The sequence below is a fragment of the Micromonospora sp. NBC_00821 genome, from assembly GCF_036347035.1.
In the GTDB taxonomy this organism is placed as follows: Bacteria; Actinomycetota; Actinomycetes; order Mycobacteriales; family Micromonosporaceae; genus Micromonospora; species Micromonospora hortensis.
Genome location: NZ_CP108880.1, coordinates 1,289,644 through 1,315,950, shown reverse-complemented (window position 1 = coordinate 1,315,950; position 26,307 = coordinate 1,289,644). Strand labels below are relative to the sequence as shown.

Genomic DNA, 26,307 nt, shown 5'->3' with positions numbered 1-26,307 from the left:
TTGTCAATCGCTTCGCGAGAAGCCGCGCCGACTTTCTTCGACGCGGCTTCAGGCGGCGGTCAGCAGGTGATCAGGGCAACCAGTCCGGTCGCAGCGGGTAGCCGTTCACGCCGTTCGGGCCGTTGTGGGTGGCCAACACCTGGTGCAGCTGGATGCCGTTGCGTTCGAACGCCATCCGCGACCCGGCCATGTAGAGCCCCCACACCCGGGCCGTGCCCGCGCCCACCTCCGAGACGCAGAAGTCCCAGTTCTCGACCAGGTTGCGGCACCAGGCGGCCAGCGTCAGCGCGTAGTGCTGCCGCAGGTTCTCCTCGTGGTGCACCTCGAACCCGGCGTCGTGCACCTCGCTGATCAACCGGCCCGGACCGGCCAGCTCACCGTCCGGGAAGACGTACCTGTCGATGAACGCGCCCGAGCGGTGCGGCGCCCGGTTGTCAGCGCGGGTGATGCAGTGGTTGAGCAGTCGCCCGCCCTGCCGCAGCCGGCTGCGCAACGACCCGAAGTAGGCCGGGTAGTTGCGCACCCCGATGTGCTCGGTCAACCCGATCGAGGAGATGGCGTCGAACTGCTCGGCCGGCGCGTCCCGGTAGTCGAGGTATCGCACCTCCGCCAGCTCGGTCAGCCCCTCCCGCTCGATAGCTGCCTGCGCCCACTGCGCCTGCGCCTTCGACAGGGTCACCCCGAGAGCCTTGACGCCGTACTCGCGGGCGGCGTGGCGCACCATGCCACCCCAGCCGCACCCGACATCCAGCAGCCGCATCCCCTTCTTCAGGGCCAACTTGCCGGCGACCAGGTCGTACTTCGCCGCCTGGGCCTGCTCCAGCGTGTCGTCCGGAGACCGAAAAACCGCGCAGGTGTACGTCATGGACGGGCCGAGCACCTTCTCGTAGAAGGCATTGGAGACGTCGTAGTGGTGCGAGATGGCAGTGCTGTCACGCACCCGCGAGTGCCGCAGCCCGTTCATCACCCGCTTCCACCGGGGCTGCGCCTCCTGCGGCGGTGCCGGCGGCGGCATCAGCCGCTCCCAGCCCAGCCCACGGACCAGCGCCAGCCCCTCGGCCAGCGACGGTGGGCGTAACCGCAGCTCGTCCTTGAGCACCCGCAACGCCTCGTACGGGTCGCCCGGGTGCACGCCCTGCAACGCCAGGTCACCACTGACGTAGGCCCGGGCCATGCCCAGGTCACCGGGCGCGGTGAGCAGGTACGACAGCCCACGCTCGGAATGGATCGCCAGGGTGATGCCGGCGTCGGACGGGCCGACGGCGCTGCCGTCGTACCCGGTGATCCGCACCGGCAACGGCCCCATGGTGACCGCGCGGATGACATCCGCGACGGTCGGACCCGTGTGCCGGCCCCCCGCCGGCGGGGTGGCGGGGACGCTCGCCGCCCCCTGATCTCTGTCGGTCAGGCTCATGCTCGTGCTACCGCCTTTTCGTACAGTCCCGTCAGCCGGTGGTCCGGGTCGTAGCGGTCTTTCACCGCGCGCCACGTGTCGCCGCCATAGAGGCGATCGAAGGCGTCCCGGTCGTAGTACGCGTCGGAGTAGAGCGACTTGTGCCCGCCCGATTCCGACACCCTGCGTTCGATCGTGCGGTTGACGTCGCCGTCGGCGGCGCCCGGCGCGATCGGCACGCTCCCCCAGAACCCGATGTTGACGTAATCCTGCCCGGGCCGCAGCGGATATAGCGGCCAGGACCGCGCCGATCCGGGCCCCGCCGGCTCACGCAGTCGCAGCGGACACAGCCACACCGGGTTCATCCCCACAGCGCCGGCGAACCAGCGCAGGAAGTCGGCGGTACGGTCCAGCGGGATCTCCACGTCCTGCACTACCCGCTCCCGGGCCGGTTGCCCGCGCAGCCGGTCGATCCGGGCCGCCACCTGGTGGCGGTGCTCCAGCCGGACCAGTCGGTGGTAGAAGTCGCTGCGCCGGTAACGCGCCGGCCAGAGCCTGCGCACGACCGGGTGCTGCGCGCCGAACGCCGACGAGCACCAGAACCAGTCGGTGTCCCAGCGCCACAGATAGTCGTACGCGGTGAGCACGTCGCGGGTGCGCTGGCGCAGCGACCGGTAGTAGATGGCCTGACCGGTGTAGTCGCTGGGCGGGTCGGCCCCGTCGGTGAACGTGGCGAAGACCAGGTACGACTCGCCAGGGCTGAACATCACCCCGTCCATCGCGTCCACCGGTTGGCCGGCCCAGGACCGGGTGGCGGTCACCTCAGCGATCGCGTCGGTCAGCGCCTCCAGTTGGGTGAACCGGACGTTGCGCAACGCCACGTACCGGCCGACCGGTTGCAGTTCGATGCGCAGCCGGGTGGCGTACCCGAGGCTGCCCAACGAGTTGGGGAACGCGGTGAACAGGTCGGCGTGCTCCCCGTCGGGTCGGGCGGTGATGATCTCGCCGGACCCGGTGAGCACGTCCAACTCTAGGACGGACTCGTGCGGCAGGCCGTTGCGGAACGAGGTCGACTCGATCCCGAGGCCGGTCACCGCGCCGCCCAGCGTGATGGTGCGCAACTGCGGCACCACCAGCGGCATCAGGCCGTGCGGCAGCGTCGCGTCGACCAGGTCCTCGTAGGTGCACATGCCCTGCACGTCGGCGGTACGGCCGGCCGGGTCGACCGACAGCACGCCGTTCAGGCCACTCACGTCGAGCCCCGGGGTCCGGGGAGCGGACCGGGGACGGAACAGGTTGGAGGTGCGTTTGGCCAGCCGGACAGGCTCGCCAGTGGGCACCGCGGCGTACGACCGCCGCAGCGTGTCCACCGCTTGATCATGGTCAATCGGTTGATCCACACGCTCAGCGCGCATGTGATCACCTTACGCTCGCCGTTTGGAAACCGTGGGATGTCGGCGGTGGCAGTTTCCCGTCCGGTGGCAGGCCCGACCGTTACCGTGGCGGGCATGCCATCGCCAGCGATCACCGCCCTGGACGACGCCAAACTGCCGTATCGGCTGGTCAGCCACGGTGCGGTAGGCAGTCTCGCGGAGGCCGCCGCCGCCCGGGGCGTGGCCGTTCCCGACGTGGTCAAGACGATAGTGGTTCGCCGTGGTGAAGACGATCACCTGTTCGTGCTCACCCCCGGCGACCGGGTCATCTCCTGGCCCAAGCTGCGCGCCCTGCTCGGCGTGCACCGGCTCTCCATGCCGGACGCGGCCGGCGCCCTGGCCGCCACCGGCTACGAACGCGGCACCATCACCCCGTTCGGCGCGAGCACGGCCTGGCCGGTGGTCGCCGACGAGCGACTGCGCGGCCGGGAGATCACCCTCGGTGCCGGCGAGCGCGGTCTCGCCATCGCGATCGACGCCGACACCGCGATCGCCGCCCTCGACGCCACGGTCGCCGACGTCACCGACCCGCAGCCCACCCGCTGAGCCTCGCCACCGCCGCTCCGCCGGGCTGGCTCCGGCGCGACGTCGTGGGTGAGGATGGCGCGTATGTCCGCGCCCGAGGAACGCCCCGACCCCGCCGGCACCGTCTACGGCGGTCACCGGGCACCGCGCTCCGGGCCGCTGGCCGATCCGCTGCTGCGGGTCGCGGTGGCGGTCGGAGCCGTCGGCGTACTCCTGGGGGTCGTCTTCGCCACCGGGCTGCTCGACGGTGACGACGAACCGTCGGTGCCGGCGTCGGTCGGTACACCGTCCAGCGCGGCGCGGCCCAGTGAGCCGGCCGGCGAGCCGAGCCCGACCGCACCGGCCGAGCCGTCACCGACCCCGTCGGCCAGCACGCCGGCCGCCCCGCCCACCGGGCCCCGGGTGCTGCGCGCCGCCTCGGGCCTCTGCCTGGGGCTCAACGGTGACGGCAAGGAGGCCGAGGCCGAGCTGGCAGTGTGCACCGGCGCCCCCGAGCAGCAGTGGGTGATCAGCCCGGCCGGCACGGGCGTGCTGTCGTTGACAAACGCCGCGTACGGGCAGTGCCTCGACGTCGAGGGTGGCAGTGGGGACGACGGCGCGCGGCTGCTCCAGTTCCCCTGCCACGGTGGGGCCAACCAGCAGTGGCGGTTCGGCGGCACCGGAACCAGCGCGGTGCTGCTCATCGCCGCGCACAGCAACAAGTGCGCCCAGGCCGACGACGATGCCGTCGAGGCCGGCGACGACATCCGGCAGCGACAGTGCGACGGCCGGCCGGCCCAGCAGTGGACAGTGAGCTGACCGGCCGACGCGTCACGGTTCAGCCCCGGAAGCTCCACGCCCTGGGCGCGGTCGCGGCGACCAGCACGGCCTCCGGCACCGGACGGCCCGGTCGGCGGCGCAGCAGCAGCGACAGCCCGGCGGCGCCGATCGACAGCGCGCCCGCCACGTACCAGGCCATCGCGTAGTCGCCCAGCCGGTCCCGGACCAGCCCCGCGCCGGTCGCGGCGACCGCCGCGCCGAGCTGGTGCGCGGCGAACACCCAGCCGAACACCACAGCTCCCGCGCCACCGAAGTACTCCCGGCACAGCGCCACCGTCGGCGGCACGGTGGCCACCCAGTCCAGGCCGTAGAAGACGATGAACACCAGCATGCTCGGCTCGGCGGTGCCGGAGAACAGGCTCGGCAGCACCAGCAGGGACAACCCGCGCAGCGCGTAGTACATGCCGAGCAGCAGCCGGCTGTCCACCCGGTCGGTGAGCCAGCCGGAGGCGATAGTGCCGACGATGTCGAAGAGCCCTACCAGGGCGAGCAACCCGGCCGCTGTGGTCTGGGCCATTCCGTGGTCGTGCGCGGCCGGCACGAAGTGCGTACCGACCAGGCCGTTCGTGGTCGCCCCGCAGATCGCGAAACCTCCGGCCAGCAGCCAGAACGGTCGGGTCCGGGCCGCGGTGGCCAGCGCGCCGAGCGCCCGGGTCGCCGCGCCGCCGGTCGCCGGCGGCGCGGCGACGACCTCGGTCGCCCCGTAGGCGGGCAGGCCGAGATCCGCCGGGTGTTCGCGCAGCAGCCACACCACCAGGGGTACGACCGCCAGCGCCGCCACGGCCACCACGAGTGCGGCGCTACGCCAGCCGTGGTCGCGTACCAGGATGGCGATCAGTGGCAGGAAGACCAGTTGCCCGGCCGCCCCGCCGGCGGTCAGCACCCCGGTGACCAGGCCCCGGCGGTGCACGAACCAACGGCCGGTGACGGTGGCCACGAACGCCAGCGCCATCGATCCGGTGCCCAGCCCCACCAGCACACCCCAGCAGAGCAGGAGCTGCCAGCTGGCGGTCATGAAGACCGTCAACCCGCTGCCCGCGGCGACCAGCAGCAGGGCCACCGAGACCACCCGGCGGATGCCGAACCGGTCCATCAGGGCGGCCGCGAACGGCGCGGTGAGCCCGTAGAGCAGCAGGTTGACCGAGACGGCCGCGGAGATCGTGGCCAGGGGCCAGCCGAACTCCTCGTGCAGCGGGTGCAGCAGCACCGACGGGGTGGCGCGGAAGCCGGCCGCGCCGACCAGCGCCACGAAGGCGACGGCGGCGACCAGCCAGGCGGGATGCAGACGGCGGTTCGTGGTCACGGGACAAGTCTGAGCCGGGCCACCCACCTCGACGAGTGGCCGGAAAGCCATCATGCGCAATAATCGGGCCATGAGCGCTGGCCCGCACCGGATCGCCGTCCTCGCCCTGCACCAGGTGGTTGGCCTGGACCTCGGCACCCCGTCCCAGGTCTTCAGCACGGCCCGGGCCGCCGACGGGACACCCTTCTACGACGTCCGGGTGTGCACACCGGGAGGGCGGGCGGTGCGCAGCACCGCCGGCTTCCAGGTGGTCCCCGACCACGGGCTGGAACTGCTCGACACCGCCGACACGGTGATCGTCCCGGGCATCCACGACGGCACCGCGTTGACAGCGGGCACCGTCGAGCCGGAGGTGACCGAGGCGCTGCGCGCGGCGTACGAGCGGGGCGCCCGGATCATGTCAATCTGCACCGGAGCGTTCGTGCTCGCCGCCACCGGGCTCCTCGACGGGCGGCGAGCGACCACCCACTGGGCGTACGCCGAGCGGTTCCGCCGCCTGCACGACCGGGTGGACCTCGACCCGGGCGTGCTCTTCATCGTCGACGACCGGGTGCTCACCTCGGCCGGAGTCGCCGCCGGCATCGACCTCTGCCTGCACGTCATCCGCCTCGACCACGGCAGCGAGGTGGCCAACCGGGCGGCCCGCCGCTGCGTCATGCCACCGTGGCGCGACGGCGGTCAGGCGCAGTACATCGAGCAGCCGGTGCCGAAGGCGACCGACACCAGCACGGCTGGCGCCCGGGAGTGGGCGCGGCAGCGGCTGCACGAGCCGATCGCGCTGCGCGACCTGGCCGAGCAGGCGCGGATGAGCGTGCGCACCTTCACCCGACGCTTCCGGTCGGAGACCGGCCTGAGCCCAGCGCAGTGGCTGCTGCAACAGCGCACCGACCACGCGAGGCTGCTGCTGGAGACCACCGACCTCACCGTCGACCAGATCGCCCACCGCTGCGGGTTCGGCACCACCGCCGCCCTGCGCCAGCAACTCCACCACCGCATCGGCGTGGCCCCGTCCACCTACCGCCGCACCTTCCACCCCCGCCCCGAGCCAGCCAAAACCTGACCCCGCCCCGCAGCCCTAGCGCCCCCGCCCCGCCCCGCCCGCCCCGCCCCGCCCCGCGATCTTGCACTCACTGTTGTTGAATTGCCCTTTTATGTCGCTTTCGTCGGGACAGGAAGTGCAAGATCGGCGGAGGGCGGACTCACGGACATCACGCTCACTTGCACAAGACCGGCGACACCGACCTTCCGAGCGGCGTCGCTCAGGAGCGGAGCAGGTGCAACTGGGACTGGTGCTTCGGCAGGTGCACCCGGGTGTGCAGGTCCAGGGTGCGGGACCAGGGCAGTGGCTCGTCGACGATGAGGTCGAAGCCCTCGCGGAGATGCGTCTCGACAGGGGTCTCCGCTGCCAGGCCGAGCTGGTCGACCAGCCCGCACAGCCGGTCGCTGGTGCCGTGCAGCAGCGCGGTCAGGCCACGCAGACCACAGTGCTCGGCGGCGAGCGCGTCGAGCTGCGGGCGGTGCATGTCCTCCGCCGGCTCGTAGTACGCGAACGGTGACCCGGCCAGCAACGCCTCGGTGGCCTGGATCATCAGCTCGTCGTTGGCGACCAGATGCGCGACGATCTGCTCGGCACTGAGCTGCCCCTCCGGAGCCGGACCGAACCCGCCCGCGTCGACCTCAGCGAACAGGGCACCGTAAGCCCGCCGCAATCCCCCGCTCTCCATCCCCCCAGTCAACCCGCCGCGGCGGGAGTTAGCGGCGGGATTGGCGGGAGCGGAGGTAGTCGCTGACCACGTACTCGCCCAGGTCGTCGGTGTCCGGGGTGAACATGCGGCCCCGGCTGCGGCGGGCCACCGCGTCGACGAAGCGCCGCAGGCCCGGGTCGTCGCCGAGCATGAACAGGTTGAGCGTGGCACCGTAGCGGCTCAACCGGTCCACCTCGCGGACCGTCGCCTCGATCGTCTCCGGTAGCGGCGGCCAGTGGAACAGCGCCTCCCCGTCGTCCGGGTCCAGGTGCGCGGTCGGCTCGCCGTCGGTGACCACCAGCACGATCGGCTCGGCGTCCGGGTGCCGGCGCAGGTGCCGGCCCGCCAACCGCAGCGCGTGCTGGAGGTTGGTGCCCTGCTCCATGTCCGGCTCCACTGCCGCCAACTCCTGCTGGGTGAGCGTCATCGCCTCCCGGCCGAAGCCCACGATCTGCAGGGCGTCCTGCGGGAAACGCGTCTCCATCAGGTGTGCCAGCGCCAGCGCCGTCTGCTTCATCGGCCCCCAACGACCCTGAGAGATCATCGAGTACGACAGGTCGACGCAGAGCACCACTGCGGCCGAGGCACGCCTCTCGGTCTCCACCACCTCGAAGTCGTCCACCGAGAGCTGCACCGGGACCGTCGGCCCGGCCCGACTGACCGCCCGAGTCAACGTCCGGACCACGTCCAACGGTTGCTCATCGCCGTACTGCCAGGGCCTGGACGCGCCGCTGACCTCGCCCGCCGCACCGGCCGAGCGCAGGTCGTGCTGGCCGCGCGGCCCGGCGGTCAGCTCCGCGAAGACCTGCCGCAGCGCGGTCCCGCCGAGCCGGCGCAGCGCCTTCGGGCTCAGTGTGAGCCCCTCGGCGTCCCGGCTCACCCAACCCTGGCGGCGCAGTTCCCGCTCCAGATCGCGCAGCCGGCGAACGTCGTCTGCCGCGTCCCGGCCCAGCGTGCGCGCCACCGCGTCGACGTCCACGTCGTCGAGGGTCGCCCCCGGGTGTTCCTGGTCGAGTTGGTCCAGCAGGTCGTCCAGGTCGCCGATCTCACCCAGCGCGCCGGCCGCGTCGGCGTAGTCCAACGGCTGGTCGCCGCGGACCCGCTCACCCCGCCCCCAGCGCAGATCGGGTCGCAGTGCCCGCAGGTTCGCGTCGAGCGCTGACAACTCCCCCGCCAGGCGGTCGCCGAGCGACTGCTGCATGAGGCCGGCCAACTCGGCGCGCTGCCGCTCGGAGAGCGAGTTCATCAGCCGCTCACCGGCCGCCGCCCGGCGGGCCAACACGTCGATCAACTCGTCGACGTTCTCCGGCTTCTCCGGGAAGAAGTCGCCATGTCGGCGCATGAACTCGGCGAACGCGTCGGTGGTGTCCTCCGCGCGACCATGCCGGGCGAGCAGGTCGTTCAGGTCACCCATCATCTCGGCGAGCCGCTGCTGGGCGGCCGGGTCGGCGGAGGCGCGCACCGCGTCACGCAGCCCGGCGAAGCGCTGGCCGAGCACGTCGTCGCGGAGCTGGTCGAGGATCTGCTGGTACGAGCGGCGCGCGTCGTCGCTGGCCCACTGGTAGCCGGACAGCTCCTCCACCGCCCGCGCCGTCGAGCGCGGCAGATTGTCCAGCACCGCCTCGGCGAACCGCGCGGCGTCGTCGTCGCGACCCCGCAGCTCGTCCCGCTCGGCGGCGAGGGCCTGGTCGAGCAGGGCCTGGGCCCGGGTCACCGCCCCGTCCAGGTCGCCCCTGCGCAGCGCCTCCCGGCGCAGCCGCCGAGCCCGGGCGGCCAGGTCGTCCAGGCCACCCCGTCCCTGCGGGCCACGGCGCAGCAGGTCACGCAGCGCCTCCCGCAGGCTGCCGCCGGCCAGCACCTCGGCACCGACCGCGTCCACCGCCTCGCGCACGTCGTACGGGGGTGCGAGCGGGTCGGGCCCGCCGTTCCACTGCCCGTAACGGAACCGGTTGCCGGCCACTGTCAGCCCCGGCCGCCGTAGACGGTGCGCCCCGAATCGGTGACGTCCTTGCCGAGCCGGCGGGTCAGGTGCAGCCCCTCCAACACGAACTCGACGGCGGCAGCAGCCTCCTCGGAGGTGGGTGCGTCGCCCAGGTCGAGCCGGTCCAGAACCTTCGCCAACCCGGGTACGGTGCCGACCTGGCGCAGCAGCTCGGCGGCGCTGACCAACTCGCCGGTCTCGATCGCGGCGCCGTCCTCGACCAGTGCGGTGAACCCGGACAGGTCCAGCCCGGCCAGGTGGGCCCGGAACGTCTCGGCCGTCGCGGTACGGAGCAGGTGCGCGAGGATCTCGATCTCCCGGCCCTCCTCGCCGCTCTCGAACTCGACCTTGCCACGCAACGTGCTGGTCACCGACACCGCGTCACCGACGCGGGCGACGGCGGCCTCGGGGCGTCCGTCCGGGGTGTCGGAGGCGGCGAGCAGACCGGCACGGCGCAGCGCGGCACCGGCGACCGTCTCGGCGGCGGCGATGGCGAATCGGGCGGAGACACCGGAGCGCGGGTCCACCGACGGCGACTCCCGCACGGCGCGGGCGAAACGCGCCAGCACCTCCAGCACGTGCTCCGGCACCTCGGCGACCAGGTCGGCCTCCTGGCGGATCAGCGCCAGCTCCAACTCCAGGTCGACCGGGTAGTGGGTGCGGATCTCCGCGCCGAACCGGTCCTTGAGCGGTGTGATGATCCGGCCCCGGTTGGTGTAGTCCTCCGGGTTGGCGCTGGCCACCAGGAGCAGGTCCAGTGGCAGACGCAGCTGGTAGCCGCGAACCTGGATGTCCCGCTCCTCCAGCACGTTGAGCAGCGCCACCTGGATGCGCTCGGCCAGGTCGGGTAGCTCGTTGACGGCGAAGATGCCTCGGTTGGTGCGCGGCACCAACCCGAAGTGGATGGTCTCCGGGTCGCCGAGAGTACGGCCCTGGGCGATGCGGATCGGGTCGACGTCACCGATCAGGTCCCCGACGCTGGTGTCCGGGGTGGCCAACTTCTCGCCGTACCGCATCGAGCGGTGCAGCCAACCGATCGGCAGGTCGTCACCGGCCTCGGCCACCTGGGCGCGGGACGCCGGGGTGAGCGGGTGCATCGGGTGCTCGTTGAGCACCGAGCCGGGCAGAACGGGGGTCCACTCGTCGAGCAACGCGCCCAGCGAGCGGATCAGCCGGGTCTTGCCCTGGCCGCGCTCACCGAGCAGCACCATGTCGTGCCCGGCGAGCAGTGCCCGCTCGACCTCGGGCAGCACGCTGTCGTCGTAGCCGACGATGCCGGGGAAACGGATCTCGCCGGAGCGCATCCGGGCGAGGAGGTTGTCGCGGAGTTCCTGCTTGACGGTGCGGTACTGGTGACCGGCCGCCCGTAGCGCGCCGAGCGTGCCGGGCAGGTCGGCCGGTGGAACCGGGATTACCGGGGTAGGCGCAGTCACCCAACCCACGCTAGCTCACATCCGCAGGGGTGCCCCGGCATCAGGGAGCACCCCCACTCCCGCTCAACCCCGACCACAGCGCCGGCAGGCTCCACGGCGGCGCAGGTGGTACGCGTAGGTGGCCGCGCCGAGCGCCACGCCCCAGACCGGCCAGAGCAGCATCGGCGCCCCGGTAATGCTGAGTCCGCCGGTCAGCTCCCAGAACTTCGGGTTGCTGAGCAGCCCCAGCGAGGCCGCGGTAACGGAGATAGCGACCACTGTGGCGGGCACCACAGCCAGCTTCACCGGCACCCGCCGGCCGGCGAGCCCGAGCATCCAGCGCGGGAACCGCTCGCCCCAGCCCTGGACCAGGCCGAGGGTGAGGACCGCGCCGACGGTGGCGAACGCGGCCAACCCGAACCCGGCCCAGACCAGCCCGGTGTCCTGCATCTCGGTCAGGAACTCGCGGGAGATGCCGAGCGGGATGCCGGCCGCCCAGGCGAACCGGGTCAGCGCGTACGTGAACGGGATGACGGCGGCGATGCCGGCGGCCCACCGGCCCCAGCGGGTGGCGGCGGTCGGGGTGGTCCACCCTCGGTCGGTGTGGTTGCGGCCGCAGCCGACGCAGGCCCCGGCGGTGCGCCGCTGCCAGGCGAGCACCGCACCGGCCAGCAGCAGCCCGCCGGCCAGCGCCGCGAACCGGCCGAACAGCGCCCAGTTGAAGATGTCGGCGTAGTCGACCGGCGGCCACCCGAACGGCGCACCGACGATGAGTATCGGCAGGTAGCCGAGGACGACCAGCACCCGGACGTCCGGCACGACCAGGACGAGCACGAACGCGACAGCCCAGCCGTAGCCGGCGAGCAGCGCCCGCAGCGGGCCGGTTGGGCGCGCCGCTGGGCGGCTCATGGCCAGGGCGGCCACGGCGGCGGCGAGCAGTATGCCGGCGAAGAGCGGGGTGGCCACCTCCACCGGCACGAGGCGCAGCAGGCTGACGTCGCCGCCGTGGGGGTCGTTCGGACCGAACGGGTAGCCGGCGCCGGTGAGCGTGCCGATCAGGGCGAGGACGCCCCACAGGCCGAGCCAACCGGCGGCCAGTGGGGCGAGCCGGTCCGGCCAGCGGGAGCCGGTACGGGACGGGGAGGCAGTGATCGTTGTCATGGTCTCAGCCTCGACGGACAGCCACCGGATTCCCTCCCGGCCGGCGGTGAACCCACTCCCCCGGTGGGGGGACCGATCAGCCCGACGGGGTGACGAAGCCGGACTCGTACGCGGCGATGACGGCCTGCGTGCGGTCGCGGACGCCCAGCTTGGCCAGCACGTTGCCGACGTGCGTCTTGACCGTCTCCACCCCTACCACCAGGTGCGCGGCGATCTCCGGGTTGGACCGGCCGGTGGTCATCAACCGCAGCACCTCGGCCTCCCGTTCGGTGAGCCGGGCGGCGGTCAACCGGTCGCCGCCCGCCGGCCCGTACGCCCCGACCAGTTGGCGGATCGCGGCCGGGAAGAGCAGTGACTCGCCGGCAGCGACCACCCGGACGGCCTCCACCACCTCGGCGGGCCGGGCCCGTTTGAGCAGGAACCCCGAGGCGCCGGCGCGTAGCGCCTCGTAGACGTACTCGTCGTTGGCGAAGGTGGTGACCACCAGCACCCGGGGCGGGTCGGCGGAGGTGGCCAGCAGGTGCCGGGTGGCCTGGATGCCGTCGATGCCGGGCATCCGCACGTCCATCAGCACCACGTCGGGCCGGTGCCGGGCGACCAGCGGCGGCACCTCGGCGCCGTCGGCGGCCTCGGCGAGCACGTGCAGGTCGGGTTGGGCGTCGATGATGGCTCGCAGCCCCACCCGGATCAGCTCGTCGTCGTCGACGATCAGCACTCCGGTGGTCATGTCGTCTCCTCGTACGGCAGGCGGGCCCGGATCAGCCACCGGTCGCCGTCGGGGCCCACTGTGAGCCGGCCGCCGAGCAGCAGCACCCGCTCCCGCATGCCGTCCAGGCCTCGACCGCCCCGCCCCCGTTGGGCCCGGTCGGGGCGGCGCACCGCGTTGGCCAGTTCCAGCTCCAGCGCGTCGCTGTGCAGGTCCAGGCGTACCGTCACCGGACCGTGGCCGTGCCGGGCCGCGTTGGTCAGTCCTTCCTGGACGATCCGGTAGCCCTCCCGGGAGACCACAGCGGGCAGCCGGGTCGGGTCGCCGGCGCGTTGCGCGTGCACGGTCAGGCCGGCCGCGCGGGCGTCGGTGACCAACCGGTCCAGGTCGGCGAGGGTACGCTGCGGCGCCACAACGGGCCTGTCGCGTCCGTTCTCCCGGAGCAGTCCGAGCACGTGGTCGAGGTCGTCCATGGCGGTCCGTCCGACGTCCTCGATGGCGGTGAGCGCCCGCCGGACGAATTCGGGGTCGGTGTCGAGGACCTCGCGGGCGGCTCCGGCCTGGAGGGTGGCGACTGTCAGCGCGTGACCGACCGAGTCGTGCAGCTCCCGGGCCAGCCGGTTGCGTTCGGCGAGCCGGGCGGCCCGTGCTTCGAGGGCGGCGATCCGCTCCGCCTGAGCCGGGCCGAGCAGCACCGGGGCCATGGATCCGGCGAGCGCGCCGAGCCCGGCGACGGCGTAGCCGAGGCCGACCAGCAGGAGCACCCCGGCCACTGTCAGCCAGCCGCTGTCCTGCCCGTCCAGTGGCCCGAACTGTTCCTTGCTGGTCAGCTCGGTGCCGATGCCGAACTGTTGGGCGATGAACGCCAGCGCCATCGGCAGGGCGCTGAACAGCGCGATCATCACCACGGCGCCGACGATGAGGTGGGTGGCGATCCAGAGCGCGCTGCGCAGCCGGGTCTCCCGGTCGCCGTGGTGCCCCAGCTCCGGCTCGGGCAGGTCGACGCCGAGCAGAGCCCGCACGGCGGCGATCTCCAGTGCCCGACTGCCGTCCAGCAGCAGCGGCACCACGGCGATCAGCGCCGCGATCAACAGCAGCGCGTACGACAGTGAGCGGGGGATCTCCGAGTCGGTGAGCAGTTGGGCGAAGGTCACCGCGAGCAGCCCGTACGGCAGCGCCAGCACGCCGCCGAGCAGCAGGAACACGCCGCGTCGCCAGGTGGTGCCGGCGACCAGCGGGGCCAGCGCCGCTCGGAGGGTCACCTCGTCATTCTGCGGCCCGGACGGTCCCGGCGACTCCCCCGCGCCGGGGAGATGTCAGCGGTGGTCGGCGACGTACTGCTGCGGGTCCTTGTCGCGGAACGGGAGGTTGCGGCCGTTCTTGTGTTCGCCGTAGAAGGTGAGCCAGCGTTGGCCCAGTTCGGCGCGGAGTTCGGTGCTGGCGTGCCGGCGGAAGTCGGGCAGCGCCTCGTCTTCCTCTTCGGCGAGGTGTTCGCTGTTCTCCCGGCGGGCGTTGCCGACCGCCTCCCACCACTGGTCCGAGCCGACCGGGTGCAGTTTCGCCTCGGCGATGGCATCGCGGATCTTGTTGTGGTCGCCAATCGCGTCGGCGGTCTCGTCCTCGCCGTCGTCGCCGTGCTTGACCAGGTGCGGGTAGAGGATCGCCTCCTCCGCCTCGGCGTGGATGTCCAGGTGCAGGGCGAGGGCGTCCCAGATGGCGAGCATCTCCTGCTCGTCGCGGGCGTCGTCGAGGCGGGCGAAGCCGCGCCGGAAGGCGGCGTGGTCGTCCAGGATCAGCGCGGTGATGTCGTCCACTGTGCTCACTTTCCGGTTGGTTTGCCGAACCGGGCACGCAGCATCGCCGGCATCGCGGCGAGTCCGGTGATCGGGCGGAAGCGTTTCGCGGCCTCGGCCAGCGCCGTGTACTCGTCGTCGGCGAGGTCGATGTCGGCGGCGGCGGCGTTGCGTTCCATCTGCTCGACCCCGGATGCCCCGGGGATGGCGAGCACGTTCGGGTGGCGCAGCAGGTAGGCCAGCGCGATCTGACTGGGGGTGGAGTCGTGGGCGTCGGCGACCTGGCGCACTGTGTCGATCAGGGCCGCGCCGCGCTCCAGGTTCTCCGGAAGGAAGTACGGGTTGGCGCGCCGGACCGCGCCGGTCGGCGGGTTCTTGGCGTCGTAGCGGCCGGAGAGGAAGCCCTGCGCCAGCGGGCTGTACGCGATGACCACCCGACCGGCCTGCCGCGCGTACGGCAGCAGGTCCTGCTCGGGTGCGCGGTCCAGCATGCTGTAGCGGACCTGGTTGCTGAGCACCCGCCGGCCGAGCGCCGCTTCGGCGACCTGCCAGCGGCGCAGCCCGTAGTTGCTCACACCGACCTCGCCGACCAGCCCGACGTCCTGGAGGGTGCGCATGCCGCGCATCGTGGTGTGGTCGGCGACAAGCGGGTTGGGCTGGTGCACCTGGTAGAGGTCGATGCTGGTGACGCCGAGCCGGGCCGCCGAGGCGACAGCGCGCTGCTGCACCACGGCGGCCACCGGCAGCACCGGCAGGATCTTGCTGGCGACCACGACCTTCGGCCGGTCGTCGCCGAGGGCCGCGCCGAGGATCCGTTCGCTGCGCCCGAAGCCGTAGATCTCCGCGCTGTCGAAGACCGTCACGCCCAGCTCGACGGCCCGCCGGACGATCTGCGCCGCCTGCCGCTCGAAGTCCGGGCCGTACCCCCATTCCCGGGAGCCGAACTGCCAGGTGCCCAACCCGATCTTGGACAGCGGTTTGGGGGTGTCGAGCGCAATGAAACGCATGGCGTCGAAACTACCCCGATGTCCCGGTTTCCACGCCCGATCCGCGCCACGGTGGGCCGGAGCTAGGCTCATGATCGTGACTTACCTCGCTGCGGATGACCGCTACGACACCATGACCTACCGGCGCAGCGGACGCAGTGGCCTGCGACTGCCTGCCGTCTCGCTCGGGCTGTGGCACAACTTCGGTCCGGACCGCCCGTTCGAACGGCAGCGCGACATCGTGCGCCGCGCCTTCGACCTGGGTGTCACCCACTTCGACCTGGCCAACAACTACGGCCCGCCGCCCGGTTCGGCGGAGGAGAACTTCGGCCGGATGCTCGCCACCGACCTGAAGCCGTACCGGGACGAGTTGGTCATCTCCAGCAAGGCCGGGTACCTGATGTGGCCCGGCCCGTACGGCGAATGGGGCTCGCGCAAGAACCTGATCTCGTCGCTGGACCAGTCGCTGGGCCGGATGGGGCTGGACTACGTCGACATCTTCTACTCGCACCGGTTCGACCCGGACACCCCACTGGAGGAGACGATGGGCGCGCTCGACGCCATCGTCCGCTCCGGCAAGGCGCTCTACGTCGGCATCTCGAACTACAACTCGGAGCAGACCGCGCGGGCCGCCGCGATCCTGCGCGAGCTGGGCACGCCGCTGCTGATCAACCAGCCGTCGTACTCGATGCTCAACCGCTGGACCGAGTCCGACGGCCTGCTCGACACGCTGGAGCAGGTGGGTGCGGGCTGCATCGCGTACAGCCCGCTGGCCCAGGGCCTGCTGACCGACCGCTACCTGGGCGGCATCCCGGCCGACTCGCGGGTCCGCACCAGCGTCTTCCTCAACGAGAGCGACCTCAGCGAGGAGAAGATGGCGACCATCCGTGGGCTCGGCGCGGTCGCCGAGCGGCGCGGCCAGTCCCTCGCCCAACTCGCGTTGGCCTGGGCGCTGCGCGACCCGCGGATGACCAGCCTGATCATCGGGGCGAGCAGCGTCGAGCAGTTGGAGACGAACATCGCCGCGCTGGACAACCTCGACTTCACTGCCGACGAGTTGGCCGAGATCGAACGCCACCTGGGCTGAACGCCGCCGGGTCCCGGGCGGGTCCGATCACCAGATCCGGCGCCGCCCGGCCCGGTGGTTGCGCACCTCGCACTGCCGGCCCACCGGTGCGGCGGCGCTGCGACGTCGCCGTCCGGCACCGATCAGCAGCAGCGCCAGGAGCAGCACGGCGGCGGCGCCGGCCAGCACCGGCCACCGGCCGCCGAGGTTGGTCACCGACGCCACCGGCACGCCCGGGTCGGCCGCCGCCGCCACCGCCGTCTCGGTGGCGGCCGACCCACTCGCCGCGGTACGCGGAGCAGCCGCCGCGCTCTTCGTCGCGCCGGCCTTCGCCGGGGTGGCGGTGGCCGTGGCACCGGTGGCCTTGGCGCCACGGAACACCACGTCCGAGCAGGAGTAGTAGGTGTCCGGCGTGTTGGAGTTCTGCCAGATCGTGTAGATCAGGTGTCGGCCGCTGCGGCCCGCCGGCAACCGGCCCGCCAACTGGTACGCCCCGGCCCGCACCGGCGGGTCGGTCAGCGTCAGAAACGGGCGCGACTCCAGATCCGCCCAGGTCAGCTTCTTGCGGGGGTCGTAGTCGGGCGTGGTGACGTAGAGCCGGAAGGTGCCCCGGTGTTCGATGGTGGTCCGGTACCGGAAGGTGAACGTCGCGCCGGTGGTCAGCGTGGTGCTGGGCCAGTCGGTGCGGGGCAGGTCCAGTCCCCGGTACGCGGACAGTCCGCCGCTGCACAGCTCACCGTTCGGAATCCGTTCCCGATCTCGCCCGTTTACAGTGGAAACACGCACGTTGTCCCATTCGCGGACCGCCGCGCCGGCCTTGACCGCCGCCCGGCAGGCGCTGGTGGCCGCGTACCGACCCTCGGGGCCACAGGCCGCCGCGCGACTGATCGGGTCGGTCGGGGCGCCGTGGGCGGCGGCGGGTGTGGCGGCCAGGGGCACTGTCGCGGCAGCGACCAGCACCGTGGCGAGGAGCCGGCGTACGGGCATGAGGATGACCTCCGCCCACTGGTACGGCCCGGAGACGGCAAAGGTTCGACGCTGACCGGCCGGGAATCCCGCGGGTGGGTGCGGCGTTTCGATACTCGGAACCGCTAGCACCGAGGAGGCAGACATGAAGGTACGTAGCTCATTGCGTGCGCTGAAGCAGAAGCCGGGTTCGGTGGTGGTCCGCCGTCGCGGCCGGGTGGTCGTGGTGAACCGCGCCAACCCGCAGTGGAAGAGCCGCCAGGGCTGATTCAGCCCATACCGAACATCTAGTCGCCAACGCCCCGACCGGGTCATCCGGTCGGGGCGTTCTGCGTGCCGAGGCGGTTCGGCGGATCGACTAGGGTGATTCGGAAGATCGCCCCGATGAGGAGGAACCGGTGTTCATCTTGGAGCTGTCCTTCGGCGACGAACCCGACCGGCTCGCGGCCCGGCCGGCGCACCGGGAGCGTCTCCAGGCCCTGCACCAGGAGGGCCGGCTGGTCATGGCCGGGCCGTTCGCCGACGACTCCGGAGCACTGCTGATCTTCGACGTCCCGGACGCCGAAGCGTTCGCCGCTGTGGTCGCCGAGGACCCCTACTACCGGACCCCCGGGGTGACGATCGCCAGCCAGCGGGAGTGGTCACCGATCGTTCGGTAGCCGCGGCTTCGACGACGCCCTGGCCGCCACTGTCCGGGTGGCCGGCCGACTCACGACTCGTCGTCCACAGCGTGCGCGGCACGGTTGCCGACATGGCCCAGGTAGAGCAGGTAGGGCACTACCAGCACGGCGAGCACCAGGACCGCCGCGATCACCGGCGGGTCCCCGAATGCGGCGCCGAGGATGACCGGCAGCGGAGACACGACGGCCAACAGCATCCCGGTCCGATAGAAGGGGCGCTCGACCCGGCGGTGTGCCGCGTACCAGTGCTCGATCGATTTCATGGTCATGGTGGTCCGCACCCCGGGGCTGCGGTACATGTCGACCGACGGCCGCACCGACGCCCTGGCGGTGAACGCGACGAGCCATCCGAGGAATGCGTAGACCACCGAGATGAACGCTCCAGCCAGCACCGGCCACCTCCTGACGCAGCAAAACGCCCTGGTCGGATTATCCCGACCAGGGCGTTTCTCAAGGGTGGAGCCGAGGGGACTCGAACCCCTGACCCCCACACTGCCAGTGTGGTGCGCTACCAGCTGCGCCACGGCCCCTTGCTGTCATCCCGGTCGCCCGGGCACTGGGAAACTATACACAGACGGGCCCGCATGGTCATCTCGCGGGGTCCCCCGCCGAGCGGGTCAGTTGAGCGCCACGTCCGGCGGGAAGTGCGCGACGGCGGCCATCATTCCGCCCTGCCGGCGCAGCACCATCGGCCACAGGTCGTCGGGCCTGTCGACGAAGGCGTCCCCGGGGAGCCCGTCCAGCACGAACCAGGACCCGTCGGCGATCTCCTGCTCCAACTGGCCGCTGCCCCAGCCGGAGTAGCCGGCGAAGACCCGGATGCCGCCGATGCTCTCCCGCAGGCGCTCCGGGTCGACCGAGAGGTCGATGGTGCCGACCGCCCCGGAAACCTGGTGGAAGCCCTTCACCCGGCGCATCGGGTGCCGCATCCGAGCGAGGCAGATGGCCGAGTCGGGCTGCACCGGGCCACCCTCGAAGAGCACCGCCGGGTGGCGGGCCAGGTCGCTCCAGTCACCGAGCACCTCGGCCACCGGCACCTCGGTGGCCCGGTTCAGCACCACGCCGAGCGCGCCGCCCGGCTCGTGGGCGACCAGCAGCACGACCGTACGGTCGAAGTTCGGGTCCTTGAGCGCCGGAGTCGCGACCAGCAGCCGCCCGGTCATCGACTCCATCGCTCGTCCGCCGATCGCCTGGCCCTCTCCCTGCATGCCACACACCCGTCAACCGTGAGCCCGCGCCGGGGGCCGGTCATCGACCGGATCCGCCCGCCGCATCGGGTTCAGCCGCCCTGTCAACGCCATGCCTGGCACCATAGCCTGCGTGCTGGGTGCTGGCTAAGGTCTGACCGGCGGGTGATCGGACAGTTAAGACGAAGGGCCGACGCACCCGACGGCGGAGCTCCCGGTGATCGACCGATCGGGGCCACCGACGGCCGAGAAACGCCCGAAAGGTCCGTCACATCCCGATAGATTCGGCTGATCGGGAGGGCGACCGCGGACGCCCCTGCCCGCGACACGGAGGCGGGTGCGATGGCAACTGTCCGGGACGCGACGTACGACGTGCTCCGCACCCTCGGTATGACCACTGTCTTCGGCAACCCCGGCTCCACCGAGGAACCGTTCCTCCAGGACTTCCCCGCCGACTTCCACTACGTCCACGCGCTGCACGAGGCGACGGCCGTCGCGATGGCCGACGGCTACGCCCAGGCCAGCGGAGTGCCCGCCCACGTCAACCTGCACACCGCACCGGGCACCGGCAACGGCATGGGCAACCTGGTCACCGCCTGGCACAACAAGACCCCGCTGATCGTCACCGCCGGCCAGCAGACCCGGGAGATGCTGCTCCTGGAACCCCGGCTGGCCAGCCGCCGACCCACCGAGCTTCCGCAGCCCTACGTGAAGTGGGCCTACGAGCCGGCCCGGGCGCAGGACATCCCCGCGGCGATGCTGCGGGCGTACGCGACGGCGGTGCAGCCACCGGCCGGGCCGGTCTTCCTCTCCCTGCCGATGGACGACTGGGCCCAGCCAGCCGACCCGCCCCCCGCGCCGCGAACGGTGGCCACCCGGTTCGCGCCCGACCCCCAGAGGTTGGAGGAGTTCGTCCGGGTGCTGGCCGGCAGCCGCAACCCGGTGCTCGTGTACGGGCCGGGGGTGGACCGCTCAGCGAGCTGGGCGACCGCGATCGCGCTGGCGGAGCGGCTCGCCGCGCCGGTCTGGTCGGCTCCCGCCACCGAGCGGGCGGTGTTCCCCGAGGACCACCCGCACTTCCGCGGCGTGCTGCCGTACGCGATCGGTCCGCTCGCCGAGGCGCTGCGCGGGCACGACACGGTGCTGGTCGTCGGCGCTCCGGTGTTCCGCTACTACCCGTACGTGCCGGGCGGGCACCTGCCCGACGGCGCCCGGCTGCTGCACATCACTGACGACCCTGACGAGGCCGCGCGAGCCCCGGTCGGCGACAGCCTGCTCAGCGACCCGGGGCTGGCCCTGGCCGCGCTGGTCGAAGGGGTGCCGCCGAGTGACAGGCCGGCACCCACCCGACGGGACGCACTGCCACCGCCGGAGGTCGGCACCCCGCTGAGCGCCGACGCCCTGTTCGCCGCGCTGGCCGCGCACTGGCCGACCGACGGCGTGCTGATCCAGGAGTCACCATCCAATCTGTCCGCGCTGCGTCGTCAGCTACGGATCACCCGCCCGGCGTCGTACTTCACGATGGCCAGCGGCGGCCTCGGCTACGGCCTGCCGGCGGCGATCGGCATCGCACTGGCCGAGCGGGACACCGGGCGCGGTCGCCCGGTGGTGGCGGTGATCGGCGACGGTTCCTTCCACTACTCGGTGCAGGCGCTCTGGACGGCCGCGCGCCTGGCACTGCCGGTGGTGGTCGTCGTCCCGGTCAACCAGCAGTACGCGATCCTCAAGGCGTTCGCCGAGCTGAAGCACACTCCCGGGGTGCCCGGCCTGGACCTGCCGGGGTTGGACGTCATCGCGATCGCGGCCGGCTACGGCTGTGCCACGCAGGTGGTGGAGACCCCCGATCAGCTCGGCGCGGCGCTCTCCGCCGGGCTACGCGCCGACCGGCCCACCGTGTTGCCGGTGCCGATCAGCACCGACGTGCCCAGCATCCTCTGAGCCGAGTCAGCGCGGTCCGATCGACAGCGGGGCACCGGTGACGACGTCCAGCACCGGCCGGCTGCCCAGCGGCGCCGCGAGGGTCACGGTGACCGGCTCCAGTTTCAGCAGGGCGATACATTCGCCGGTGGCCCGGGTGACGCCGCCACCGACCACCACGACGTCCGGCCGTTCCCACACCAACGGCGTGATCCCGGTGTCGCACGCGCCGACGCCGAGGCGCACTGTCAGCCGGGCGTCGTCGACGGCGGCCAGGTCCTGGGCCGCCACCAACCCGTCCGGCAGCGGCCGGGCCGGCGTGGTCGGCTCGGGGACGGCGGTGACCGCCGTCGGCGCGACGGCGAGCCGGACCACCGGGGTGGCCAGCTCCTTGATGGTGAACAGCCAGGCCGGGACCTGCGCCACGCCCCGGCTCGTGCGCACCGGCACGGCGCCGAACGTGACAGCGGTGACGGTGAGCGGGAGACAGGCGGTCTGCGTGCTGCTCGTGGTCCACCCGTCGGGCCCCGGCTCGACAGTGGGGCCGCCGGGGGTGGGCAGACCGGGCCGCTTCGGCCGCCCCGGGCAGGGCAGCGGGTCACCCTGGTCGAGCTGCCGGTACGCCTCGGCGGCACTGACCAACGGCAGCGTCAACCGCCCGTCCGGGAACTGGATCTCGGCGCCGACCCGGGTGGGCGGAATTCCGACCTGCGCGCGGTACCACCCGGCCCGGAAGGCCGCCTCGGTCTCGGGGGTGAAGCCCGGGTCACCGGTGAGCACCGTCGGTCCCTCCAACGGCACGTAGCCCGTGCGCCAGTCGGGGCCGGGCCGCCACGCCTCGGCGACCTGGGCGGCCCGCTGGTCGAACGCCTTCGCCCCGTGCGTCGGGCTCGGCGGGTCGCCGGCCGGACCGGCGTCGGTCGCGGCGCAGCCCGCCATCAGCAGCACCGGGAGTACGAGCAGCAGGGCAGGCCGTTTCATGTACGGTTCGACGCCTCCGCCGACCTACCGGTTCCCGACCTGAGGTCAGGTCTCGCCACCCAGATCCGTCTGGTACGCCTCCCAGAGCAGGTCGGCGCCGCGCCGCCGGTGCCGGGCCAACCGCCGCAGCAGGTGTCCGGCCCGGTGTCGCAACTCATCGGGGCGCGTCTCGGGCCGCTCGGCGATCTGCTGAACCGCCAGGATCGCGGCGACGATCGCCACGTGCTCCCGGGTCAGCAGCCGCACCCCGTGGTCCAGTCGGGGCGACTGGGTGAGCAACTCCCGGTAGAGGCCGGTGGGGCCTTCGGTGTCCCGGACGTGCTCGGCGAAGCCCTGGCGCACCGGCCGCAGCCGAAGGAGAACCTCTTCGCGCCAGCGCGGCTCGGTGCTGGCGACGGCGACGGCCCGGCCGAGGGCGTGCACGTCACCGGCGAGGCCGGCCGGACGCGGCGCGCCGGGTAGACCGATGGAATGTGGATCGGCGGGGAGCCCCGCCGGATGCGCGACGCGCGGTCGGGCGACGACTGACGGCTGCTGGACCGGACCGGTGACCATTGGCACCTCCCGCGCGGCGGCGCTGCTATCCCATACCGCGATGGTGAGGCTGCCCGGCCCGCCCTGTCCAGGGCCCTGAGCGGTCTCATCTGCCCCGTTGAACCCACTGACCCCACCAGCCACGCAGGTGCTGCCCCCAGCGCCGCACCGGCCTCCTCGGACCGACGACCGCCTCAGTCGGTCGACGGGCGCTCTGCCAGTCGGCGCAGGTGCTCGGCCACGGCACGCGCGTCGCCGGCCCGCTCGTCGCCCGGTCGACCCGTCGTGATCGCCTCGGCCAGCGCCCGCAGCTCGGACGGCGGCAGGACGGGCAGCCCCATGCCGCGCAGCGGGATCGTCACCCCCCGGGCACTCCCCGGGTCGGTCGCGCGGACGGCCCGCACCTGCGGTTCGCCGGCCGGACCGTCGTCCGCCTCGCGGTACGACACCGCGCCGGACTCGATCCGGGCGGTGGCGAGGTCGACGGTGCGGGTGCGCAGCGCACCGCGTACCCGCGCCCGGCTGCCGTCCAGCCAGGCGGCCGTGCGGAGCACCCGCAGCACCAGGTAGAGGCCGAGCAGGACGAAGGGCAGGCCACACAGGCCGATGAACAGGCTGGGACCGGACTGGTTCGGGTCGGCGGAGTCGCGTAGCCCGGGCGGCAGCAGCCCCGGTGGCAGGTCGCGAGCCTCCTCATAGGAGGCGAACGCGTCACCCGGGCCGGTCAGCCGGCGCAACAGCCCGTCGGCGACGAGGGGCAGTGCCACGAACGCCGCGCCGACCGCCGTGAGCAGGACGCCGAACACCACCGCCACGACGCGCTGGCCGGGCGACGCGCCGACCGACAGACGCAGCTCCTGGTTGTTCACAGGGGGCAGCGTAAGACCCCGCGAACAACGAAGCGCCCCGGCTGGTGGGCCGGGGCGCTTCGCTTCGAGGTGGTGGAGGTGCCGGGAATCGAACCCGGGTCCTTCGCCGGTTTGTCAGGGCTTCTCCGAGCGCAGCTCGCTGTGCCTCTACTCGGCCCCACCGCTCACGCGAGCAAGTTGGTGTGACGGGCCCAGTCGCTGATTAATCTCGCCGCACGGACCCCGCGACCGGGTCCGATTGGCCAGCCTCCTAGCTGATGCCGGCTACTGGGACGAAGGCGTTCCCAGGCCGACAGACTTAGCTACTCGCCTCAGGCGGCGAGAGCGAAGTCAGCGCGATTTTGCTTGGCGCTTATAAGTTTCCGACGACCGATTCTCGAGACGACGTCGGCTTCCTCGGCTCGCTTCCCCTGTCGCTGCGTACGAAGTCGAAACCAGTCACCCCCTCGACAGGCCGCCGATGTGGCGGCACTGACAAGACTAACGCCTGCCGCAACAGCTTTCATCCCGAGCCCCGGGCCGGCACGCCGACCCGGACAAACAGGATGAACTAATCGTCCATGCCCTTGCCGCGTCGACCGGACACCCGGGCGATCTCCCGGTCCGCGTCCCGCTTGGCGAGGTCCTGACGCTTGTCGTACGACTTCTTGCCCTTGGCCAGGGCGATCTCGACCTTGGCCCAGCCGTCCGAGAAGTAGACCTGCAACGGGACGATGGTGAAACCGCCCTCACGGGTCTTGCCGAGGAGCTTGTCGATCTCGCCCCGGTTGAGCAGCAGCTTGCGGGTACGCCGGGGCTCATGGTTGGTCCAGGTGCCCTGGGTGTACTCCGGGATGTGCATCGCGTGCAGAAACAACTCGCCGTCACGTTCCTGCCCGAACGCGTCGACAAGTGACGCCCGCCCGGCCCGCAGCGACTTGACCTCGGTGCCGGTCAGCGCCATGCCCGCCTCGTACGTGTCGAAGATGGCGTAGTCGTGACGCGCCTTCTTGTTGGAGGCGACCACCTTGCGCCCCTTTTCCCGTGGCATCGGTGCCACCCCCTCTCCAGGCGTCCGTGGCCGGGCTCACCCCGGCCGGACAACCGATCATGCTACCCGAATGACAAGGACCCTCCCGCGCCGTTTATTTCCGGCTGCGGGAGGGTCCTCGGGAGACCACGGGACGACCCGTACGGTGCCTAGACCCGCAGGTAGAAGCGCAGGGTGATCCAGGCGGTGCCCGCGCTGACCAGACCACCGACGCCAGCCATCAACGGGAAGATGAACAGGATGTCGCCCCAGGTGATCGGCGAGAGCAGACCCTGCAACGCGCTCAACGACCCGTCGAAGAGCAGATACTTCGCCGCGACCAGGGCCACCAGACCGAGCAGTGAACCGATCAGGCCGGCCACCACCGCCTCCAGCACGAACGGCGCCTGGATGAACCAGTTGGACGCGCCGACCAGCTTCATGACCGCGACCTCACGCCGCTTGCTGTACGCGGCCACCTGAATGGTGTTCGCGACCAGCAGCAGGGCGGCGACCGCCATCACGATGGCGGCAGCCAGGGCGATGTTCTGGATCGAGGTGAGGATGTTGAAGATCTTGTCGAGCAGTCGACTCTGGTCGATGATCTCCTCGACGCCAGCGGTGTCCTTGTACTGGTCGTAGACGTTCTTGTACTGCTCCGGGTTGTTCAGCTTGAGCCGGAACGCCTCGGGCAGTTGGTCCGGCTTGACCGCGTTCACCAGGTCCGGCGCGTCCTGGTACATCTCCTTGAAGCGCTTGTACGCCTCGTCCTTGTTGACGTAGAGGACGTCCTTGACCAGGGGGTCGCTGTCGAGCTTGGTCTGGAGTTCGGTGCGCTCCTGCTCGGTCACCTCCTGGGTCAAGAAGATCGAGACTTCGATGTTCTTGTAGTAGAGGTCCTTCATGTCGTCGACCTGGCGGTACATGAGACCGCTGGCGCCGAGCATGGTCAGCGAGACCGCCATCGTGATGATCATCGCGATGGACATGGTCACGTTGCGCCACAGTCCGACCAGTACCTCGGACAGGACGTATTTCACGCGCATCGGGATTTCCTCCGGGTCTCCGGCATGAGGTGTTCGTCGTCAGGCTGCGCAGGGGTGGAGCGCCGGCTCACCCGTAGACGCCGCGGGCCTGGTCACGCACGATGCGACCGCTCTCAATCTCAACGACGCGGCGGCGCATCTGGTTCACGATGTTGGAGTCGTGGGTGACCATCACGACGGTCGTGCCGGTGCGGTTGATCCGGTCCAGCAGGCGCATGATCTCGATCGAGGTGTCCGGGTCCAGGTTTCCGGTGGGCTCGTCCGCCAGCAGGATCAGCGGACGGTTCACGAACGCCCGGGCGACGGCGACCCGCTGCTGCTCACCACCGGAGAGCTCGTGCGGGTAGCGGTGCTCCTTGCCACCGAGCCCGACCAGCTCCAGCACCTCCGGCACGACCCGGCGGGCAACCGCCTTCGTCTTGCCGATCACCTCGAGGGCGAACGCCACGTTCTCGTAGGCGGTGCGGTTGGGCAGCAGCCGGAAGTCCTGGAAGACGCAGCCGATCGAGCGCCGGAAGTGGGGTCGCTTCCAGGAGCGCATCGACGTGACGTCCTTGCCGTTGACGACGACACGCCCCTTGTTGGGGGCCACCTCGTGCAGCAGCATTTTGATGATCGTGGACTTGCCGGAGCCGGATGGACCGATGAAGAAGACGAACTCGCCCTTCTCGATCGAGACGGACACGTTGTCGAGCGAAGGCCGGGACGCCTTCGGGTACGTCTTCGTCACTTGCTCAAGCTGAATCACGGGTGGTGAGTCTACGCGGTGTAACAACTGAGCCAAGCCCCACGCCC

At 71.7% G+C, this 26,307-nt stretch carries 27 protein-coding genes, 1 tRNA gene and 1 other RNA gene; 7 read left to right on the top strand and 22 right to left on the bottom strand.

What is annotated here, in order from left to right; genetic code table 11:
• Positions 1 to 70 precede the first annotated feature (70 nt).
• Together OHB44_RS06145 and OHB44_RS06140 are read right to left on the bottom strand one after the other, a co-directional pair.
• Complete coding sequence (locus OHB44_RS06145) at positions 71 to 1,414, bottom strand: class I SAM-dependent methyltransferase (protein WP_238683495.1); 1,344 nt, start codon at positions 1,412 to 1,414, stop codon at positions 71 to 73.
• The gene (locus tag OHB44_RS06140; protein WP_330439879.1) at positions 1,411 to 2,808 is read right to left on the bottom strand and encodes an FAD-binding oxidoreductase; all 1,398 of its coding nucleotides are present in this window, start codon (positions 2,806 to 2,808) and stop codon (positions 1,411 to 1,413) included. Before OHB44_RS06140 ends, OHB44_RS06145 begins: the two co-directional genes overlap by 4 nt.
• A gap of 93 nt (positions 2,809 to 2,901) precedes the next feature.
• Between OHB44_RS06140 and OHB44_RS06135 the strand changes: the two genes are divergently transcribed.
• Both OHB44_RS06135 and OHB44_RS06130 read left to right on the top strand, forming a co-directional pair.
• Positions 2,902 to 3,372 (top strand): aminoacyl-tRNA deacylase, encoded by a 471-nt coding sequence (locus OHB44_RS06135; protein ID WP_266303599.1) that lies wholly within the window; start codon positions 2,902 to 2,904, stop codon positions 3,370 to 3,372.
• Between the two features lie 63 nt (positions 3,373 to 3,435).
• Positions 3,436 to 4,149 (top strand): RICIN domain-containing protein, encoded by a 714-nt coding sequence (locus tag OHB44_RS06130; protein ID WP_330439876.1) that lies wholly within the window; start codon positions 3,436 to 3,438, stop codon positions 4,147 to 4,149.
• 19 nt (positions 4,150 to 4,168) lie between these two features.
• On the opposite strand, the gene OHB44_RS06125 is transcribed toward OHB44_RS06130, so the two are convergent.
• The gene (locus tag OHB44_RS06125) at positions 4,169 to 5,524 is read right to left on the bottom strand and encodes an MFS transporter (protein WP_330439874.1); all 1,356 of its coding nucleotides are present in this window, start codon (positions 5,522 to 5,524) and stop codon (positions 4,169 to 4,171) included.
• Position 5,525: 1 nt separating this feature from the next.
• On the opposite strand from OHB44_RS06125, the gene OHB44_RS06120 reads away from it, so the two are divergent.
• Entirely contained in the window at positions 5,526 to 6,533 is a 1,008-nt protein-coding gene (locus OHB44_RS06120; RefSeq protein WP_330439872.1) for a GlxA family transcriptional regulator, read from the top strand.
• Positions 6,534 to 6,732: 199 nt separating this feature from the next.
• Here OHB44_RS06120 and OHB44_RS06115 read toward each other — a convergent pair whose 3' ends face one another.
• The 8 genes from OHB44_RS06115 to OHB44_RS06080 form a co-directional block, all read right to left on the bottom strand.
• Complete coding sequence (locus tag OHB44_RS06115) at positions 6,733 to 7,197, bottom strand: hypothetical protein (protein ID WP_330439870.1); 465 nt, start codon at positions 7,195 to 7,197, stop codon at positions 6,733 to 6,735.
• A 28-nt stretch (positions 7,198 to 7,225) separates the two neighbouring features.
• Complete coding sequence (locus OHB44_RS06110) at positions 7,226 to 9,178, bottom strand: VWA domain-containing protein (RefSeq protein WP_238683502.1); 1,953 nt, start codon at positions 9,176 to 9,178, stop codon at positions 7,226 to 7,228.
• Positions 9,179 to 9,180: 2 nt separating this feature from the next.
• Positions 9,181 to 10,641, bottom strand: coding sequence for a sigma 54-interacting transcriptional regulator (locus OHB44_RS06105; protein WP_330439869.1), 1,461 nt, complete (start codon positions 10,639 to 10,641; stop codon positions 9,181 to 9,183).
• 54 nt (positions 10,642 to 10,695) lie between these two features.
• A complete protein-coding gene (locus tag OHB44_RS06100) occupies positions 10,696 to 11,772 on the bottom strand; it encodes a hypothetical protein (RefSeq protein ID WP_330439868.1) in 1,077 nt (358 codons plus the stop codon).
• A 76-nt stretch (positions 11,773 to 11,848) separates the two neighbouring features.
• Positions 11,849 to 12,499: a response regulator transcription factor gene (locus tag OHB44_RS06095; RefSeq protein WP_238683505.1), complete on the bottom strand. Its 651-nt coding sequence runs from the start codon at positions 12,497 to 12,499 to the stop codon at positions 11,849 to 11,851.
• Positions 12,496 to 13,740, bottom strand: coding sequence for a sensor histidine kinase (locus OHB44_RS06090; protein ID WP_330439867.1), 1,245 nt, complete (start codon positions 13,738 to 13,740; stop codon positions 12,496 to 12,498). Before OHB44_RS06090 ends, OHB44_RS06095 begins: the two co-directional genes overlap by 4 nt.
• Before the next feature lie 54 nt (positions 13,741 to 13,794).
• Positions 13,795 to 14,301 (bottom strand): hemerythrin domain-containing protein, encoded by a 507-nt coding sequence (locus tag OHB44_RS06085; protein ID WP_238683507.1) that lies wholly within the window; start codon positions 14,299 to 14,301, stop codon positions 13,795 to 13,797.
• The gene (locus OHB44_RS06080; protein WP_266303606.1) at positions 14,298 to 15,278 is read right to left on the bottom strand and encodes an aldo/keto reductase; all 981 of its coding nucleotides are present in this window, start codon (positions 15,276 to 15,278) and stop codon (positions 14,298 to 14,300) included. Before OHB44_RS06080 ends, OHB44_RS06085 begins: the two co-directional genes overlap by 4 nt.
• A 70-nt stretch (positions 15,279 to 15,348) precedes the next feature.
• On the opposite strand from OHB44_RS06080, the gene mgrA reads away from it, so the two are divergent.
• A complete protein-coding gene (gene mgrA, locus OHB44_RS06075) occupies positions 15,349 to 16,344 on the top strand; it encodes an L-glyceraldehyde 3-phosphate reductase (RefSeq protein ID WP_238683509.1) in 996 nt (331 codons plus the stop codon).
• Between the two features lie 27 nt (positions 16,345 to 16,371).
• Here the strand turns inward: mgrA and OHB44_RS06070 are convergent, their stop codons facing one another.
• Positions 16,372 to 17,310 (bottom strand): lytic polysaccharide monooxygenase auxiliary activity family 9 protein, encoded by a 939-nt coding sequence (locus OHB44_RS06070; protein ID WP_330439866.1) that lies wholly within the window; start codon positions 17,308 to 17,310, stop codon positions 16,372 to 16,374.
• Positions 17,311 to 17,434: 124 nt separating this feature from the next.
• On the opposite strand from OHB44_RS06070, the gene OHB44_RS06065 reads away from it, so the two are divergent.
• Together OHB44_RS06065 and OHB44_RS06060 are read left to right on the top strand one after the other, a co-directional pair.
• Complete coding sequence (locus tag OHB44_RS06065) at positions 17,435 to 17,557, top strand: 50S ribosomal protein L36 (protein ID WP_030490864.1); 123 nt, start codon at positions 17,435 to 17,437, stop codon at positions 17,555 to 17,557.
• 130 nt (positions 17,558 to 17,687) lie between these two features.
• On the top strand, positions 17,688 to 17,948 hold the full coding sequence (locus tag OHB44_RS06060) for a YciI family protein (RefSeq protein WP_238683511.1): 261 nt from the start codon (positions 17,688 to 17,690) through the stop codon (positions 17,946 to 17,948).
• A 50-nt stretch (positions 17,949 to 17,998) separates the two neighbouring features.
• Here OHB44_RS06060 and OHB44_RS06055 read toward each other — a convergent pair whose 3' ends face one another.
• The 3 genes from OHB44_RS06055 to OHB44_RS06045 all read right to left on the bottom strand — a co-directional run bounded on the left by OHB44_RS06055 (position 17,999) and on the right by OHB44_RS06045 (position 19,177).
• Entirely contained in the window at positions 17,999 to 18,361 is a 363-nt protein-coding gene (locus tag OHB44_RS06055; protein ID WP_330439861.1) for an SdpI family protein, read from the bottom strand.
• A gap of 65 nt (positions 18,362 to 18,426) precedes the next feature.
• A tRNA-Ala gene (locus OHB44_RS06050) sits at positions 18,427 to 18,499 on the bottom strand.
• 87 nt (positions 18,500 to 18,586) lie between these two features.
• A complete protein-coding gene (locus OHB44_RS06045; protein ID WP_112582369.1) occupies positions 18,587 to 19,177 on the bottom strand; it encodes a YqgE/AlgH family protein in 591 nt (196 codons plus the stop codon).
• 321 nt (positions 19,178 to 19,498) lie between these two features.
• Between OHB44_RS06045 and mdlC the strand changes: the two genes are divergently transcribed.
• On the top strand, positions 19,499 to 21,094 hold the full coding sequence (gene mdlC, locus OHB44_RS06040) for a benzoylformate decarboxylase (RefSeq protein ID WP_238683513.1): 1,596 nt from the start codon (positions 19,499 to 19,501) through the stop codon (positions 21,092 to 21,094).
• A gap of 6 nt (positions 21,095 to 21,100) precedes the next feature.
• On the opposite strand, the gene OHB44_RS06035 is transcribed toward mdlC, so the two are convergent.
• The 7 genes from OHB44_RS06035 to ftsE all read right to left on the bottom strand — a co-directional run bounded on the left by OHB44_RS06035 (position 21,101) and on the right by ftsE (position 26,260).
• The gene (locus OHB44_RS06035) at positions 21,101 to 22,054 is read right to left on the bottom strand and encodes a hypothetical protein (RefSeq protein ID WP_330439858.1); all 954 of its coding nucleotides are present in this window, start codon (positions 22,052 to 22,054) and stop codon (positions 21,101 to 21,103) included.
• Between the two features lie 45 nt (positions 22,055 to 22,099).
• A complete protein-coding gene (locus OHB44_RS06030; protein WP_266303610.1) occupies positions 22,100 to 22,609 on the bottom strand; it encodes a hypothetical protein in 510 nt (169 codons plus the stop codon).
• Between the two features lie 173 nt (positions 22,610 to 22,782).
• Entirely contained in the window at positions 22,783 to 23,457 is a 675-nt protein-coding gene (locus OHB44_RS06025) for a hypothetical protein (RefSeq protein ID WP_330439856.1), read from the bottom strand.
• A gap of 70 nt (positions 23,458 to 23,527) precedes the next feature.
• Positions 23,528 to 23,903: a transfer-messenger RNA gene (gene ssrA / locus OHB44_RS06020) on the bottom strand.
• Between the two features lie 104 nt (positions 23,904 to 24,007).
• The gene (smpB, locus tag OHB44_RS06015; RefSeq protein ID WP_238683517.1) at positions 24,008 to 24,487 is read right to left on the bottom strand and encodes an SsrA-binding protein SmpB; all 480 of its coding nucleotides are present in this window, start codon (positions 24,485 to 24,487) and stop codon (positions 24,008 to 24,010) included.
• 149 nt (positions 24,488 to 24,636) lie between these two features.
• Positions 24,637 to 25,512: a permease-like cell division protein FtsX gene (gene ftsX, locus OHB44_RS06010; RefSeq protein ID WP_238683518.1), complete on the bottom strand. Its 876-nt coding sequence runs from the start codon at positions 25,510 to 25,512 to the stop codon at positions 24,637 to 24,639.
• 67 nt (positions 25,513 to 25,579) lie between these two features.
• A complete protein-coding gene (gene ftsE / locus OHB44_RS06005) occupies positions 25,580 to 26,260 on the bottom strand; it encodes a cell division ATP-binding protein FtsE (RefSeq protein WP_030331491.1) in 681 nt (226 codons plus the stop codon).
• Positions 26,261 to 26,307 lie beyond the last annotated feature (47 nt).